General features: G+C 65.5%; 13 protein-coding genes and 3 tRNA genes. 4 read left to right on the forward strand and 12 right to left on the reverse strand.

Annotation, left to right across the window (positions count from 1 at the left end; translation table 11 throughout):
- Nucleotides 1-135 precede the first annotated feature (135 nt).
- The gene (locus tag AC1MCA_RS03395) at nt 136-729 is read left to right on the forward strand and encodes a M23 family metallopeptidase (protein ID WP_479801195.1); all 594 of its coding nucleotides are present in this window, start codon (nt 136-138) and stop codon (nt 727-729) included.
- Here the strand turns inward: AC1MCA_RS03395 and AC1MCA_RS03400 are convergent.
- From AC1MCA_RS03400 to AC1MCA_RS03425, 6 genes are all read right to left on the reverse strand, one after another.
- Nucleotides 715-1,905, reverse strand: a complete 1,191-nt coding sequence (locus AC1MCA_RS03400) for an acyl-CoA dehydrogenase family protein (RefSeq protein ID WP_479801197.1) — start codon at nt 1,903-1,905, stop codon at nt 715-717. The two genes, AC1MCA_RS03395 and AC1MCA_RS03400, sit on opposite strands and share 15 nt — an antisense overlap.
- A gap of 151 nt (nt 1,906-2,056) precedes the next feature.
- A tRNA-Ile gene (locus tag AC1MCA_RS03405) sits at nt 2,057-2,130 on the reverse strand.
- A 167-nt stretch (nt 2,131-2,297) separates the two neighbouring features.
- Entirely contained in the window at nt 2,298-3,494 is a 1,197-nt protein-coding gene (locus AC1MCA_RS03410; RefSeq protein ID WP_479801199.1) for a glycosyltransferase, read from the reverse strand.
- A gap of 113 nt (nt 3,495-3,607) precedes the next feature.
- Complete coding sequence (locus tag AC1MCA_RS03415) at nt 3,608-4,516, reverse strand: DMT family transporter (RefSeq protein ID WP_479801201.1); 909 nt, start codon at nt 4,514-4,516, stop codon at nt 3,608-3,610.
- Nucleotides 4,516-5,139: a CDP-alcohol phosphatidyltransferase family protein gene (locus AC1MCA_RS03420; RefSeq protein ID WP_479801203.1), complete on the reverse strand. Its 624-nt coding sequence runs from the start codon at nt 5,137-5,139 to the stop codon at nt 4,516-4,518. The genes AC1MCA_RS03415 and AC1MCA_RS03420 overlap by 1 nt, the downstream gene beginning before the upstream one ends.
- A gap of 46 nt (nt 5,140-5,185) precedes the next feature.
- Nucleotides 5,186-6,052 (reverse strand): phage holin family protein, encoded by an 867-nt coding sequence (locus AC1MCA_RS03425; RefSeq protein ID WP_479801205.1) that lies wholly within the window; start codon nt 6,050-6,052, stop codon nt 5,186-5,188.
- A gap of 158 nt (nt 6,053-6,210) precedes the next feature.
- On the opposite strand from AC1MCA_RS03425, the gene AC1MCA_RS03430 reads away from it, so the two are divergent.
- The 3 genes from AC1MCA_RS03430 (at nt 6,211) to AC1MCA_RS03440 (ending at nt 8,247) form a co-directional block, all read left to right on the forward strand.
- Nucleotides 6,211-7,464, forward strand: coding sequence for a multidrug effflux MFS transporter (locus AC1MCA_RS03430; RefSeq protein ID WP_479803275.1), 1,254 nt, complete (start codon nt 6,211-6,213; stop codon nt 7,462-7,464).
- Between the two features lie 34 nt (nt 7,465-7,498).
- Nucleotides 7,499-7,678 carry a hypothetical protein gene (locus AC1MCA_RS03435; protein WP_479801207.1) on the forward strand — a complete coding sequence of 60 codons (180 nt, stop codon included), beginning with the start codon at nt 7,499-7,501 and terminating at the stop codon, nt 7,676-7,678.
- A gap of 161 nt (nt 7,679-7,839) precedes the next feature.
- Nucleotides 7,840-8,247: a hypothetical protein gene (locus AC1MCA_RS03440; protein ID WP_108598143.1), complete on the forward strand. Its 408-nt coding sequence runs from the start codon at nt 7,840-7,842 to the stop codon at nt 8,245-8,247.
- Between the two features lie 32 nt (nt 8,248-8,279).
- On the opposite strand, the gene AC1MCA_RS03445 is transcribed toward AC1MCA_RS03440, so the two are convergent.
- The 6 genes from AC1MCA_RS03445 to dusB all read right to left on the reverse strand — a co-directional run bounded on the left by AC1MCA_RS03445 (nt 8,280) and on the right by dusB (nt 14,502).
- Nucleotides 8,280-9,476 (reverse strand): FAD-dependent monooxygenase, encoded by a 1,197-nt coding sequence (locus AC1MCA_RS03445; protein WP_479801209.1) that lies wholly within the window; start codon nt 9,474-9,476, stop codon nt 8,280-8,282.
- 199 nt (nt 9,477-9,675) lie between these two features.
- Nucleotides 9,676-9,751: transfer RNA gene (locus tag AC1MCA_RS03450), tRNA-Asn, on the reverse strand.
- Between the two features lie 125 nt (nt 9,752-9,876).
- A tRNA-Asn gene (locus AC1MCA_RS03455) sits at nt 9,877-9,949 on the reverse strand.
- 79 nt (nt 9,950-10,028) lie between these two features.
- Entirely contained in the window at nt 10,029-11,954 is a 1,926-nt protein-coding gene (gene dnaG / locus AC1MCA_RS03460; protein WP_479801211.1) for a DNA primase, read from the reverse strand.
- Between the two features lie 87 nt (nt 11,955-12,041).
- Complete coding sequence (locus tag AC1MCA_RS03465; RefSeq protein ID WP_108599964.1) at nt 12,042-13,340, reverse strand: deoxyguanosinetriphosphate triphosphohydrolase; 1,299 nt, start codon at nt 13,338-13,340, stop codon at nt 12,042-12,044.
- Nucleotides 13,324-14,502, reverse strand: a complete 1,179-nt coding sequence (dusB, locus tag AC1MCA_RS03470) for a tRNA dihydrouridine synthase DusB (protein ID WP_108599963.1) — start codon at nt 14,500-14,502, stop codon at nt 13,324-13,326. The genes AC1MCA_RS03465 and dusB overlap by 17 nt, the downstream gene beginning before the upstream one ends.

Here is a 14,502-nt window from a genome sequence, read left to right on the forward strand (position 1 = left end):
GCACAGCAAACTGCTCCACCAAGTGTACTACAGGAGCCCCTCACCACCGGACAGCCGATCTGCCCCGGACAAGGGTTTTCCACATGGCCTGAACGGTCCCTGTTGTCCCCTGCCGGGACCCGGAATGCTGGGGACATGAAAGCCGCATTCCTCCTCGCCGCAGTGCTGGTATTGCCCGCCGCCGCAGCGGTTCCGCAGGCGGCGGCCCCGCAGACGGGCTCACCGCCGTCGGCCGGGATTCAGTATCCAAGGCCCCAGGCTGCGGCGGCTCAGGCGGCGGCTCCACACGCGTCCTGGGTCTGGCCGCTTTCCCCCAGACCGGCGGTGCTGCGCGCCTTCGATCCACCGGACAAGCCGTGGATGAGCGGCCATCGCGGCGTTGACCTTGAGGCAACGCACGACGGCGTTCCGGTCGACTCCCCGGAGGCCGGTACTGTCAGCTTCGTGGGGGTGGTGGTGGACCGCCCCGTCATCACGATCGATCATGGGGACGGGCTCCGCAGCAGCTTCGAGCCTGTGGAGAGTACCCTGACGGCCGGGGATGTGGTGGCCAAAGGCGAAACCATCGGCACGCTCAAGCCCGGCCATTGCGGCCCGCTCCCCTGCGTCCACTGGGGCGTCAGGCGGGGCGACGCCTACGTCAATCCCCTGGACTTCGTGATGGATCTCCGCCCGTCCATCCTCCTGCCGGTGACGCCCGATCGGTTCAGGGCACTAGACGATGGCTGAGATCCCGGTAATGGCACGCCCTGTCACGAGGGTGTTGACCTCATGGGTCCCCTCGTAGGAGTAGATTGCTTCGGCGTCCGCGAAGATCTTGGCCATCTCGAAGTCGGTCACAATGCCGTTGCCACCCAGCAGGCTGCGACCGATTGCGACGCTTTCGCGCATCCGGGCGGTGGTGAATGCCTTGGCCAGGGCGGACTGCTCATCCTTGGCCTGGCCGGCATCCTCGAGCTGCGAAAGCCGGACCATCATGCCCATGGAACTGACGGCGTTACCCAGGATCTGCACCAACTGGCTTTGGACCAGCTGGAAGGACGCCAGCGGCCGGCCGAACTGGTGGCGTTCCACGGCGTAACGGCGGGCCACATCGAACGCCGCCAACTGCTGGCCGACTGCCTGCCAGGCAACAGCGAGCCGCGTGACCTTGAGGACCTTGTTGGTGTCCCGGAAGCTGTTGGCGCCGGCCAGTTTGAAGAAGTCGGGAACCACCACGTCCTCCAGGACAATGTCGGCGTTCTGGACAGTGCGCAAGGAGATCTTGTTTTCGATCTTGGTGGCACTGAAACCGGGGAGGGAGGTGTCCACCATGAAGCCTTTGACCTGGTTGTCGGCGAGGTCACGGGCGTAGATGACCACCCAGTCGGAGAACGTGGCGTTGCCGATCCACCGCTTGGCTCCGTTAAGGACCCAGGTATCGCCCTCCCGCTGTGCGGTGGTGCGGGTTCCGCCGGCCACGTCGGAGCCACCCAGGGGTTCGGTGAGTCCGAAGGCGCCGATCTTTTTGAGCGAATAGATATCGGGGAGCCAGGCATCCTGCTGTTCCTGCGAGGCCAGCGATTCGATGGAGCCGGTGAAAAGTCCGTCGTGAACGCCCAGGAACGTGGCGATGGACGTATCTGCGCGCGTGGCCTCAGCGTGGATCAGCCCGGCAAAGAGATTCGAGTAGCCCTGCCGCCGCACGGGGCTCACCAGGTCAATTTCGGCGAGTTTGGGAATGAGGTCCATCGGGAATTCCCCGCGGTTCCAGCAGTCCACGGCGATCGGCCGGACTTCACGGGTGAGGAATTCGCGGACTTCGGCGAGGCGGTCCTGTTCCTTCCCGGTGAGGAGCTGTTCGAAGGCGAAGAAGTCACCATCGGCGTATGGAAGGTTGTTGATGTCAACAGAAGCTTTGGACATGGGATTCCCTCGCAAAGGTCAGCAGGCGCAAACTCGTCGGCGCGCAGCGGTAAGTTACTGGTCAGTAACATACCGCAGATCCGGCATTAACGAAAGAAACCGCGGCCGGCAATGAGGCCGGCCGCGGTTCCGCGGTGCTTTCGAACTTGAGTAGGGCTACTCGGACTTGAACCGAGGACCTTAGGATTATGAGTCCCGCGCTCTAACCAGCTGAGCTATAGCCCCTTGCGCACCGCCGGCCTGATCCATGGAGGACTTCGGCTTCAGCAGGGCAAAAACACTCTAGCAAACCGCAGCGTGCCTTCGGACCAAGCCAGGCCAGAGGCCGGCCGGTCCGCGGTCCCGACGTCAGGGCAGGGTCGCTGTCCACATTGCCAGGCCCGGCGGCGGTGTCAGAGAACCTTGTCTTCGAACTTGGCGCCCCGGTAGAGGTCCTCGAAGGTCTGCAACGTGCCCTCAATGCTGTGTGGCTCCACCAACCGGCGGCTGGCCTTGCCCATTGCCGCACGGTCAGCGGCCGGCAACGTAAGGATCCGGGTGATCTTTTCGGCAAGGTCGTCACTGTCGTTGGGGGTGAAGAGGTAGCCGTTCTCGCCATCACGCACCAGATGCGGGAGTGCCATGGCATCGGCGAGCAGGACGGGCGTGGACGCAGACATGGCTTCGAGGGTCACCAGGGACTGCAGTTCGGCGGTGCCCGGCATGCAGAACAGGTCCGCCTTGATGTAGGCCTCCCGAAGGTCTTCATCGCTGGCCAGACCCAGGAACTTCACGCGTTCGCCCAGGCCGAGCCGTTCAGCCTCCGCTTCGAGTGCGCCGCGGACTTCGCCCCCGCCCACAATTTCCAGATGGACATTAAGTTCTGCGGGGGTTTTGGCCACAGCGTTGATGAGCACGTCGACGTGCTTCTCCTCGGCCAGGCGGCCCACGAACAACACGGTGGGGGAAGGATGGGGTGCGATGACTTCGCCGGGCTGCAGTTCGTAGGCGGAGGAGTCGATCCCGTTGGACAGCGGCAGGACTTTGCGCAGGAAGGCGTGCTGGTGCATTGCCTTCGCGGCCAGCGGCGTCGGCGTGGTCACGACGTCGGCCTGGCCCATGACTTTGCCCATGTCCTTCCAGGAGATCTTGCCGATGATGTCCTTGAACCACTGCGGGAACGGCAGGAACGGGTTCAGGTTCTCCGGCATGAAGTGGTTGGTGGCCACAATCCTGACGCCGCGCTTCACGGCTTCATACAGGACGTGTTCGCCGATCATGTAGTGGCTCTGGATGTGCACCACATCAGGCTTCACGCGATCGAACAGGAGGCTGATCTCCTTTTTGATTTCCCACGGAAGGCAGATGCGGAAGTACTCGTGGGTCCATACCCCGTGGGAGCGGAGACGGTGCACCGTGGCTTCGGAGCGGAATTCCGTGAAGCTCGCGCCGTTGTCAGCGCGGCAGGCCAGCACATGCACATCGTGGCCACGGCCGGTCATGCCCTTCGCCAGACGGTAGCTGAACTGCGCGGCCCCGTTGATGTGGGGCGGATAGGTATCCGCGGCAATCAGGACGGTCAGGGGTGGCTGGTCAGAGGGCGTTGTCACGTGGAGAGCTCCTGAAGGTCACGGGGCGGCAGCTGACGCCGGGCGCCGCGGTTGGCTGCCGGTACGGTGGCGCCGGACAGCTGAGGGAAAATCGGCTGGTGGATGGAAATGGGCTATGGGGCCGCCCTGCCCGCCGCCTTCCGCGCGTCTTTCTTGCGCTTGGTGACCTCGGGGTGGTGCCTTGAAAGGGCGATCACCCCCACGATAGCAAGCGAAGCAGCAGTAGCCATGGCAATCGCCATCACGGCGTGGACGTCCGGGCGCAGTTCGCCGAGGATCACGATGCCGATGGCTATGCCCACGATCGGATCAATGACGGTCAGGCCGGCGATGACCAGGTCCGGCGGGCCGCCGGAGTAGGCGCTCTGCACAAACCAGGATCCCAGGCCGCCCGCCGCCGCTATGGCAACCACCGAGTACCACTGGACGTTGAGCAGAGCCAGCCCGTTCGGGTCCAGCAGGTGCTTGCCGATGATCCGTGTGAGCACGGCGACAAAGCCGAACAGCACCCCGGCGCCCAGGATATAAACGAACGCACTCATCCGGTGCCGGAACATCACGGCCAGGGTGCCGAACACTCCGACTGCCAGGGCCAGCAGGAGGACGATAGTGAGTTCGTCGTCCATGCTCACGTGATGGTTCTCCTGCGTCACGTTGACAGCGAGGAGGACGAACAGCGCCGAACCTGTCACGCAGGCAGCGATGGAGACCGTGGTTGCCCTGTTGATGGTGATGCCTTGATCACGGGCATTGACCACCGTGGTGATGACCAGTGCTATCGCCCCGATCGGCTGCACCACTGTCAGCGGAGCGGATACCAGCGCGACGGCGTTCATACCCATCCCGACGCACAACAGCAGCAGGCCCAGAACCCATCGCGGGTTGCGGAGCAGCCGGAGAAAGCCGTTCGAACTGAGGGCAAGGCCGCCTGTGTCAGCCTTCACGGCGCTACCTTGTTTCTGGGCACCTAAAGCCAGGCAGAATGCACCAAGTACCGCCAGCAGAACCGCCACCCAGACCATCAGGTGGTGCCGCCGTCGTGCTGGGACTGCATTCTGCCTTTGCGCAGGATGGCCCAAAAATAGTTGTAGGCGGCAATCCAGTGGCCCACGAGTCCGAGTCCGAGGACGATCCAGGCAGCCACGTACAGCGGCCCCGTGTACGGGTGGTCCAGGCGCGAGAGGATGAGCAAGGGTGTGCCCAGCAGCAACAGGCCGGTACGGATCTTGCCGACCCGGCTCACCGGCAGGTCAGGATGGCCGTGGAAGTAGGAGAGGGTCATCACCAGCAGCACGGCGTCCGGCACCACGAGTGCCGCGAGGTACAGCCAATGGACGACGCCGGCGATCACCAGGGTGACCGCTACAGCTATGAGTGCGAGCCTGTCAGCCATGGGATCCATGACCCGGCCGAGCTTGGAGGCCTGGTCGAAACGCCGGGCCACATAACCGTCAACCCAGTCACTGCCGGCCATCACCGCCAGCACCACAACGGCGATGCCGTACTCCTTCTGTGCGAGGACCAGCCAGATGAAGAGCGGCACACCCATAAAGCGCAGCACCGTGAGGACGTTGGGGACAGTCAGGACCCGGTCGTGATCGACCTGGGGGCGGCCAGGACGCGAGCCAGCGCCAATGAACCTCAATCCGTCCCCTCCTCCCTACAACTGAATGTGAACGCGCGGGTTGCTGTTATGGGTTCCGGAGCAGCTTGCGGAGCAGGACCACCAGGACCGTCACCGAGGCCGCGAGGGCCGCCAGCGGCTTCCAGCGGAGCTCATTACCCTCCGTGGATTCGGAGAAGGCAGCAAACTTCCGGCCGACTTGCTGGCCGACGGTTTCCCGGCCGTGCTCGAAAACGGCACGGCCCTCCCCCAGCTTTTCCTTGGCGGAACCCAGGAGGAACCTGACCTGCGGTTTGATGTCGAGCTCGGAGTCCAGTTCGTCGCGGACTTCTGCGATATGGCGCCGGCGTTGCTCCAGGCGGCGGTGGAGCTCGGGCTCGGACGCGTGTGGGAATTCCTTCTTGTGCTCCTCGGCCTTTGCTTCCTTCTCCGCCTTGGCCTTGGCCGCAGCCTCGTCCTTGGCGGCCTTTGCGGCCTTGGCCTCCGGGCTGTCCGGATCAAGAAGGGCGGCGTTGAAGTCCGAACCCTCCTTGGCCATGCCCAGATCGTATTTGATCCCGCGGATGGTCTCCTCCGGCACCAACGGCATGGCCTTCTTGAATTTCTGCACGCCGATCAGGGCGCCGATGAGGGCAATGACCAGGAAGGCTGCGCACACCAGAAGGGCGGCCAGCCAGGCCGGCATGATGGTGGCCAGACCCATAATGGCGGCCACGATCAGTCCCACCAGCAGGAACGCCAGGAAGACGAGGGCGACGCCCAGGAACGCTGCGGCGACTCCTACCTGGATGCCCTTGCGTTTGATCTCCACCTTGGCGAACGCGATCTCGTCATTCAGTTGGCGGGGAGCCAGGCGAAGGAGTAATTTCACCGTTCTGGGAAGCGCGGTGATCCGCAATCCCTGGCTGGTCCGCCCAGTGTGACGTCCGCTCATCGGTTACCGCCTTACTTGTTGCATGGTCTGTGGCCTGGTCGCTCGGCTTCCGGGTCCTGCGGGAACGTGCGATGGCACAGTCCCGCCCCAAAACTATCATTCAGGTTCAGGGCAAACTTCAGGGCTGGCCGTGCGGCGCGCCTGCAACCCCCGTGAAGATGCCGGTTCCGCGCCTAGGATTGATCTCCGTGACCATTCCCTCCAATCCGGGCGATTCTCTGAGCCGGCGCCGGAAACTCCTGTACATCCTCCTCCTCGGTGCCCTCACCGCCCTGGGTCCCTTCACCATCGACCTTTACCTGCCGGCCTTCCCCGCACTTGAAGAGAGCCTGGGAGTGACCGAGGCGCAGGTCCAGTTGACGCTGGCCGGCACCACGGTGGGTTTCGCCTTGGGCCAGCTCGTGGTGGGACCGTTCAGCGACAAGTTCGGCCGGCGGCTCCCGCTGATTCTTGCTACGGCTGTCCACATCGCGTCCTCTGTGGGAGCGGCGATGTCCACTGACATCGGCACGTTGGGCTTCTTCCGTGTCCTCATGGGCGTGGGCGCGGCCGGCGGCGGAGTGGTGGCCATGGCTATGGTGCGCGACCTGTTCGCCGGCTACGCCATGGTCCGGATGTTCTCGCGGATGGCCCTGGTGAACGGTCTGGCACCGATCCTGGCCCCGGTCATCGGATCGCAGCTGCTGCTGGTGATGCCCTGGCCCGGCATCTTTGTGTTCCTTGCCGGTTACGGCACGGTGGTGATCATCGCCGCGCTTTTCCTGGTCCGGGAAACGTTGCCGCCGGAGAAACGCGGCCAGTCAGGCATGACGGCGGGCCAGCGCTACAAAGTTCTTTTCACGGACCGGATCTTCGTGGGCCTCCTGCTGGTGGGCGGCATGAATTTTGCCGGTCTCTTCACCTATCTGTCGGCATCGCCATTCCTGTTCCAGGACATTTTCGGGTTCTCGCCGCAGCAGTACGGCCTGCTCTTCGGTGTTAACTCGCTGGGCATCGTGGCAGGCGTCCAGATCAGCTCCCGGCTCATCAAGCGCGTCCCGCCGCAGTGGATCATTGCGTGTTCCACCGCCTGGATGTTCGTGATGGCCCTGCTGATCGTAGCGTTCGACCAAGCCGGCCTGGGGCTCTGGGGAGTCATGGTTCCGCTGTGGTTCTACATCATGGGGGCCGGCTTCACCTTTCCCTGCGTCCAGGTCCTGGCCCTGGCCAGCCACGGCGCCCAGGCCGGGACGGCGGCTTCCCTCCTGGGTGCCGCGACTTTCCTCATGGCCGGCCTGATCTCGCCGGTGGTGGGCTGGCTGGGGATCACCAGTTCAACGCCCATGGGCGCGGTACAGGCTGCCTGCATCCTGGTGGCCATTGCGGGCCTGTGGTTGATTGTCAGGCCGCGCACAGTCCCCTCCATCCACTGACTCCCCCTGATTCGCCCGTCTGGAAGGTGAGCTGATGAAACGCAAACCGCACCGCAACCCCCGCGGCCTCTTCCTCGGGGCGGTACTGGGCGCCGTCGCGGGCTATTTTGCCGGCCGGATGTTCGGCAGTGCCGCCATCGGGATGATCCTCGGCGCCCTGGCCGGCGCTGCCCTGCTGTACCGGGTCAACCCTGGCCCGTGGAACCGCCCCTGACCCAGCGGCGGACCGGGCCTGCGCGGTGAGACGCCGCGCAGAGACGCTTCGTCGAGAGTGCGTCGGGAGTCCCTGCGGCAACGGGACATGACACCGGGAGGCACCCGACATGGGGGCACCGCCATTGCCGCCCGGGACGCTTACCGCGATAAAATAATTCCGTGCCCAGCTGGCAGTATTCCTCACCGCTTCCGGCCACATGGCAACGTTGCGACTCCGGCATCCTGCCCTTGTGGTGGGACCGGTTGTGCGCCCAGACAGGCGAGCAGTCCGCGGCTCTCTACGCAGCCGGGCTGTTCACGGTGGACCGCCGCCGGCCCATCGCACAGTGGTTCAACCCCGCATTCAACGCGGCCCTTTTGGTGGCACCCGAAACGTCTGCCGAGTGGCCGGTTCAGCGCTTCGGCATCTTCTACGCCCCGCCAGGTTCCGGCTTCGCCCGTGTGCACTCGGCACCGCACGAATGGCATCCGCGCGAGCCGCGCAAGTCCCCCACCGAACAGGAAGCCTTCCAGGCAGCCATCGCCGAGGCAGAGCGGTTCCTGCAGGTGGAAATGGACTTCGTCTAGCCAGGCGGGACTCCAGCGTGGTCTGGCAGGGCCTACGAACGCGGTGTGCCGGACACCGCCGGGTGATCCCAGTGCATCACAAAATCGGCCTGGCGAAGCGCTGCTGAGGGTCCCAGGAGTCCCATGGCGCGGAGCATCCCGTTCCGGAGCGCCCGCGCGAGCGGGTGGCGTGCCGTCGCGAGCCGTGCCATTGCCTCCGAGCGGCGGACCATGAGTGAGGTGCGCGGAAGCCTGGCTGCGGTGTAATCCGCCAGGCCGCCCCCTACGGTCCCGGCGCTGCTGACACAGTAGGCCAACGTCACTGCGTCCTCGATCGCCTGGCACGCGCCCTGTCCCAGGTTGGGTGCCATGGCATGGGCAGCGTCGCCAAGGATAGCCACCTTGCCCACGTGAAAGGACGGCAGCGGCACCCGCATTGAATGGATGTCCGTGCGGAGGATCGATGAGCCGTCGATCCGGGCGATGACGTCGGGGATCGGTGCATACAGGTGCCCGAAGCGCCGCGTCAGTTCGGCTTTCTCATCGCCATGCCCGCCCCGCAGCTTCCGCGCATCGACTGCCGCCTCCGCGAAGACGTACAGCCATCCATCCGCCATCGGCAGCATGCCGAATTCGCCGCCTGAACTCCAGGTCGTTCCGATGTAGGTGCCGACACCATCGGCCGCAATGACGGCCTGCCACGCTGTCAGGCCGGCGAACGCCGGCGCCGGGTGCCCGGGAAAGAGCGCCGGGCGCATCCGGGAGTTTATTCCGTCGGCTGCGACCACCAGGTCGCCGCGCAGCACCTCGCCGGTATCCAGGGTGACGTCGCCGTCGTCGGCGTTGACGGCCGTCGCCGTTGTGCCGAGCCGAAGGGAGCCTTCCGGCAGGAGCGAGTGAAGCATCCCGACGAGCTCCGCGCGCCGCACCACCACGAAGGGATGCCCGTAGCGCTCCAGGGCGACGGCAGAGTCATTGCGGGACAACCAGGCGCCCCGGGCGTTCCTGATGCCTCCATCGCCTTGCAGCGCGGCGAGTGCGTGGATCTTTGCCACGATGCCTCCAGGGATGGCATCCAGCGCTCTCTGGGCGTTGGGCGCCATGGCCAGGGCATATCCGACGGGCTTGAGCTCCGGAGTCCGTTCCATGACCCGGACGTCCCAGCCTTTTCCTGCCAGGGCCAGCGCCGCCGTGAGGCCGCCAATGCCGGCACCAATGATGATTGCCCGCTGTTGCGCCGTCCCGGTCATCGCGCGCCTCCGCATCCCCTGACGCCCCGAACGGCGGCGGTAGACACACATCATGCACCTGCCCCGCGTCAACCGGAAGGTGTGATTTCCGTGCTGGTTCAGGCGGTGCGCCCTGCGGCCATTCAGCGGCTTTGGCCTTCCCCACCGGGAGCACTACAAAAATCCCCGCCCTCACACGGAGGACGGGGATTTTTGCCTTTGGCTCCTCCTGCTGGACTTGAACCAGCAACCCTTCGATTAACAGTCGAATGCTCTGCCAATTGAGCTAAGGAGGAATGAAGCAGGTATGACATTAGCAAAGGTTTCCCGGCTATGGGAAATCGGCAGACGCGGTGGGCGGCATACCCTCCCCGGGTATAGAAAAATCCCCGCTCCGGAGGACCGGAACGGGGATTGTGCGCTCCTCCTGCTGGACTTGAACCAGCAACCCTTCGATTAACAGTCGAATGCTCTGCCAATTGAGCTAAGGAGGAATGAAGCGGGTATCAGCCTAGCAAACACCCCGCGGGGATGTGAAATCGGGCAACGGCACGGGACCGCAGCGCCAACAGCCTAGGCGTCCGAGCGCAGTGCCCGGCGTTCCATTTCCAGCATCATCAGTTCGCGGTTGAGACGCTGGTAATCCTCGGGATGCGCGGCGGCGTCCAGCCGCTGCAGCTGGCCCATCTTGTCCGCCTTCACCCGGGTAATCTGCAGCTCGAAGAGCCGCGACAGGATGTCCCGGCAATATTTCTGGACGGCTTCGGCGGTGCTTGCCGGCAAGGGGACCACGGCAAGTTCGGACACGAGCGGACGGAGCGGTTCCGGGACCTCGTTCATGATCTGTTCGACCCAGCGCACCGGCTCGCCGATCAGCCCCGGACCGGACGCCCGCATGGCGTCGTGCACAGCCTGGAAAGCAGGGGTCAGGAACCGGGCCGCAGCGAACCGCTCCCACATACCGCCGCCGAGCAGGGCCGGCTCCTGCAACGCAACCTCAAGCGCCTGCCGTTCCATGGACGCCACGGGGTCCCGGGGGTCCGGCCGGTTGAAGGACGGGACAGCGCCCGACGCCGGCCCGGCAGCTACGCCGGGCCCGCCGGCCTGTGCAGTCCGCACGGGAGCCGAGGCCCCGGACGGCGTCCCCGGGGACGCCTGGGCGCCGCTACTGGCCGCTTTCATGGCTGCGCCGACGGCGCGGGAGACCTCTTCCACTGACATACCCAGCCAGCCGGCCAGTTCGCGGGCATAAGCGGGCCTGATCCCGGCATCGCGGATCTGGGCCACCACGGGAGACGATTCCCGCAGGGCGGCCACCCGTCCCTCTACGGTGTCAAGGTTGTGGCGCTTCAACGTGGCGCGGATGGCAAACTCGAACAGCGGCCGCCGCATGTTGATGAGGTCGCGGACCGCAGCATCGCCCTTGTTCTGGCGCAGCTCGCATGGATCGGCTCCCGAGGGCTCCACCGCGACGTAGGTCTGGGCGGTAAAGCGCTGGTCCTCCTCGAAGGCGCGAAGGGCGGCCTTCTGGCCGGCGGCGTCGCCGTCGAAGGTGAAGATGACCTCTCCCCCGGTGCCGTCGTCCGAAAGGAGGCGGCGGGCAATCTTGATGTGCTCGGTGCCGAACGCCGTACCGCACGTGGCTACCGCCGTCGGGATTCCCGCGAGGTGGCAGGCCATCACATCCGTGTAGCCTTCAACCACCACCAGCTGGCGGTCCTTGGCGATGTTCCGCTTGGCGAGGTCGATCCCGTACAGGACCTGGGACTTCTTGTAGAGCGTGGTTTCGGGCGTGTTGAGGTACTTGGGGCCTTGATCGTCCTCGTAGAGCTTGCGCGCGCCGAAGCCTATAGTGTCCCCCGCGATGTCGCGGATGGGCCAGATCAGGCGGCCGCGGAAGCGGTCATAGATCCCCCGGTTGCCTTCGGAAAACATTCCTGTGAGCTTGAGCTCAGCGTCCGTGAACCCGCGGCCACGGAGGTGCTTCAGGAGCGCGTCCCAGCCTTGCGGGGCATAGCCGACACCGAACTGTTCCGAAGCAGCCCGGTCAAAACCCCGGTTGTAGAGGAAGTTACGGCCCTCGGCCGCACCAGGGGTGAGGAGCTGGGCGCGGAAGAATTCATCGGCGATCTTGTGCGCATCCAGGAGGCGCTGGCGTTTGCCTACCTCTTCCCGGTTGGGCCCGGTTCCGCCGTCTTCGTAGCGCAGCTCGTAGCCGATCCGGGCGGCAAGCTTTTCCACGGCTTCATGGAAGGAAGTGTGGTCCTGCTTCTGCACAAAGGCGATGACATCGCCGTCTTCGCCACAGCCGAAGCAGTGGTACCTGCCCACCTGCGGGCGGACGGTGAACGACGGCGAGCGCTCGTCGTGGAAGGGGCACAGGCCCTTGTACGTCCCCAGCCCGGCACCCTTGAGCGTGACGTAGCCGTCAACCACTTCCTTGATGTCCGTGCGCTGGCGTACTTCGTCAATATCTTCACGTTTGATCAGGCCAGCCACAGAGCCATCCTAGACCCGCCGCAGGGCAGGGGTTGAAGCGGGGCCGGCCGTATGTGGGCAGTTGCGTCGAAGGTCACCACCATCCAGTCACCACAGCGAGGGCAGGCTGCCCACCAGCCGTTCGTACATGGCCAGCGCCGACCCGTCGGTCAGCGAGGCCACCTGATCGATCACGACCCTCAGCCGGGCGCCGTCGTCTGCTGCATCCCGCCAGTCCGCGGCGAACATGGGCTCCAGGTGGCGGTCCCCGGTGGAGTTCAGGGCGGTTACCAGGGCGTGGAGCACTTCGCGCTGGCGCTCGTAGATCGGCTGCCGGTGTTCGGTGGTCATGACGAAAGTTGTGGCAAGGCCCTTCATCACGGCGATCTCCATCACCGTCTCATCCGGCACCATCAGCTCGGCGTTGTAGCGGGTGAGGTTTTCCGGGCCGTAGAGGGCGCGGGTGGTCTCCAGCGCGCTCTGGCAGAACCTGCCGATGAGCTGGCTGGTCATGTTCTTCAGGGCTGCCATGGATTTGCGGCTGCCGTCGGCCTCGCGCACCCAGACGTCGGTGGCTTCGAGCCTGGCCAGGGCGGCGTCGATGGCGGCGGGGTCGTTGTGCGGGAGGTACCACTGTTTGGCATAGCCCACCACGCGGGCGCGGTGATCCGGGTTGTCCATCCAGCGGAGCTGGAAGTGGCCCGCCACGATCGCGTCCTCGACGTCGTGCACCGAGTAGGAGATGTCGTCGGCCAGGTCCATGACCTGGGCTTCCAGGCAGGACCGGCGGACCGGGGCGCCCTCGCGGAGCCAGTTGAAGATGGGGAGATCGTCCTCGTAGGCCCCGAACTTGCTGGTGCGCTGGCCGTGGATCACCGGTGCTTCCAGGGCGGACCAGGGGTACTTCGCCGCGGCGTCCAGGCTGGCCCGGGTCAGGTTCAGTCCGGCAGGGCTTCCGTCCGGCGCCAGGACCTTCGGTTCAAGCCGGGTGAGCAGCCTGAGGGTCTGGGCGTTGCCTTCAAAGCCGCCGATTGCATGGGCCACTTCGTTCAGCGCCGATTCACCGTTGTGGCCGAAGGGCGGGTGGCCGAGGTCATGGCTGAGGCAGGCGGTGTCCACCACGTCCGGATCGCAGCCCAGGGCACGGCCAAGTTCCCGGCCTACCTGGGCAACTTCGAGGCTGTGGGTCAGTCGGGTGCGGACGAAGTCGTCGGTGTCCGGCGCCACCACCTGCGTTTTGGCGCCCAGGCGGCGCAGGGCCGAGGAATGGAGCACCCGGGCGCGGTCCCGCTCGAAGTCGGAGCGGTACGTGTTCTTGGGTGATTCCTCCACCCACCGGGCGGAGTCGTGGGGCTCGTAGCCGGGCAGGACCGGGGCCGTAGTGCGGGTCTCAGCCACCGGAGACATCCAGTTCAGCGGCGGAGATGTCCTTGGACTGCGCCTCGTTCAGTGAGCGGGACTCCAGCCAGTCCTTGGGCAGTGCAGGCTTCTTCGGCGAGCCCGCCCGGCCCCGGGGGCCTTCGGCGTCCGCACCGGGGTACGGCGAATCCAGGTCCAGCTGGCCCAGGGTCCCACGGAGTTCTTCCAGGCTGGTGACCAGCGCCATCTTCGTCCGCAGCTCACCTCCCACCACGTAGCCCTTGAAGTACCAGGCGATGTGCTTACGGATTTCACGCAGCGCCTTGCCTTCGTCGCCGAAGGTTTCAACCATCAGTTCGGCGTGCCGGTAAACACTTTCGGCCACCTTGCGCAGGTCCGGCTTATGGCGGACGTCGCTTCCCTCGAAGGCGGCCATCAGGTCGCCGAAGAGCCAGGGGCGCCCCTGGCAGCCGCGGCCCACCACCACGCCGTCCACTCCTGTCTGCTGGACCATGCGGACGGCATCCTCGGCGGACCAGATATCGCCGTTGCCCAGCACCGGGATGTCCGGCAGGGCCTCGCGGAGGCGGGCGATGGCAGTCCAGTCGGCCTCACCGGAGTAGAACTGCGCCGCGGTCCGGCCGTGGAGCGCGACGGCGGCAACGCCGGAATCGCGGGCGATCCGGCCCGCCTCGAGGTATGTCAGGTGGTCGTCGTCGATGCCCTTGCGCATCTTGATGGTGAGCGGGACGTTGCCCTTGGACGCCTCCCGGACAGCTGCCTGCACGATCGAGGTGAACAGGTCGATTTTCCAGGGCAGGGCGGAGCCGCCGCCGCGCCGAGTCACTTTCGGTACGGGGCAGCCGAAGTTCAGGTCGATGTGGTCGGCCCTGTCCTCTTCCACCAGCATGCGTACTGCCTGGCCGACGGTGACGGGGTCCACGCCGTACAGCTGGACTGAGCGGACCTTTTCGTCGTCGTCGTGCGAGATGATGCGCAGGGACTCCGGGGTGCGCTCCACGAGGGCGCGCGAGGTCACCATCTCCGCGACATACATACCGCCGCCGTACTCACGGCAGAGGCGGCGGAACGCAGAGTTGGTGATGCCGGCCATAGGAGCCAGGATCACGGGCGTATCCACCGTGATGGGTCCCAGCTTCAGGGGCGGGAGTTCCAGCTTGGGGGCAGGAGGCGTTGCTACAACAGTCAC

This window comes from Arthrobacter sp. BK1, assembly GCF_056680055.1.

Excerpts from the sequence above, each read along its gene's own strand:
- AC1MCA_RS03430 (WP_479803275.1), top strand. The coding sequence starts at position 6,211 with ATGCCGGTTCCGCGCCTAGGATTGATCTCCGTGACCATTCCCTCCAAT.
- AC1MCA_RS03425 (WP_479801205.1), bottom strand. The coding sequence starts at position 6,052 with ATGAGCGGACGTCACACTGGGCGGACCAGCCAGGGATTGCGGATCACC.
- AC1MCA_RS03395 (WP_479801195.1), top strand. The coding sequence starts at position 136 with ATGAAAGCCGCATTCCTCCTCGCCGCAGTGCTGGTATTGCCCGCCGCC.
- AC1MCA_RS03435 (WP_479801207.1), top strand. The coding sequence starts at position 7,499 with ATGAAACGCAAACCGCACCGCAACCCCCGCGGCCTCTTCCTCGGGGCG.
- AC1MCA_RS03445 (WP_479801209.1), bottom strand. The coding sequence starts at position 9,476 with ATGACCGGGACGGCGCAACAGCGGGCAATCATCATTGGTGCCGGCATT.
- AC1MCA_RS03415 (WP_479801201.1), bottom strand. The coding sequence starts at position 4,516 with ATGGTCTGGGTGGCGGTTCTGCTGGCGGTACTTGGTGCATTCTGCCTG.
- AC1MCA_RS03400 (WP_479801197.1), bottom strand. The coding sequence starts at position 1,905 with ATGTCCAAAGCTTCTGTTGACATCAACAACCTTCCATACGCCGATGGT.
- AC1MCA_RS03465 (WP_108599964.1), bottom strand. The coding sequence starts at position 13,340 with ATGTCTCCGGTGGCTGAGACCCGCACTACGGCCCCGGTCCTGCCCGGC.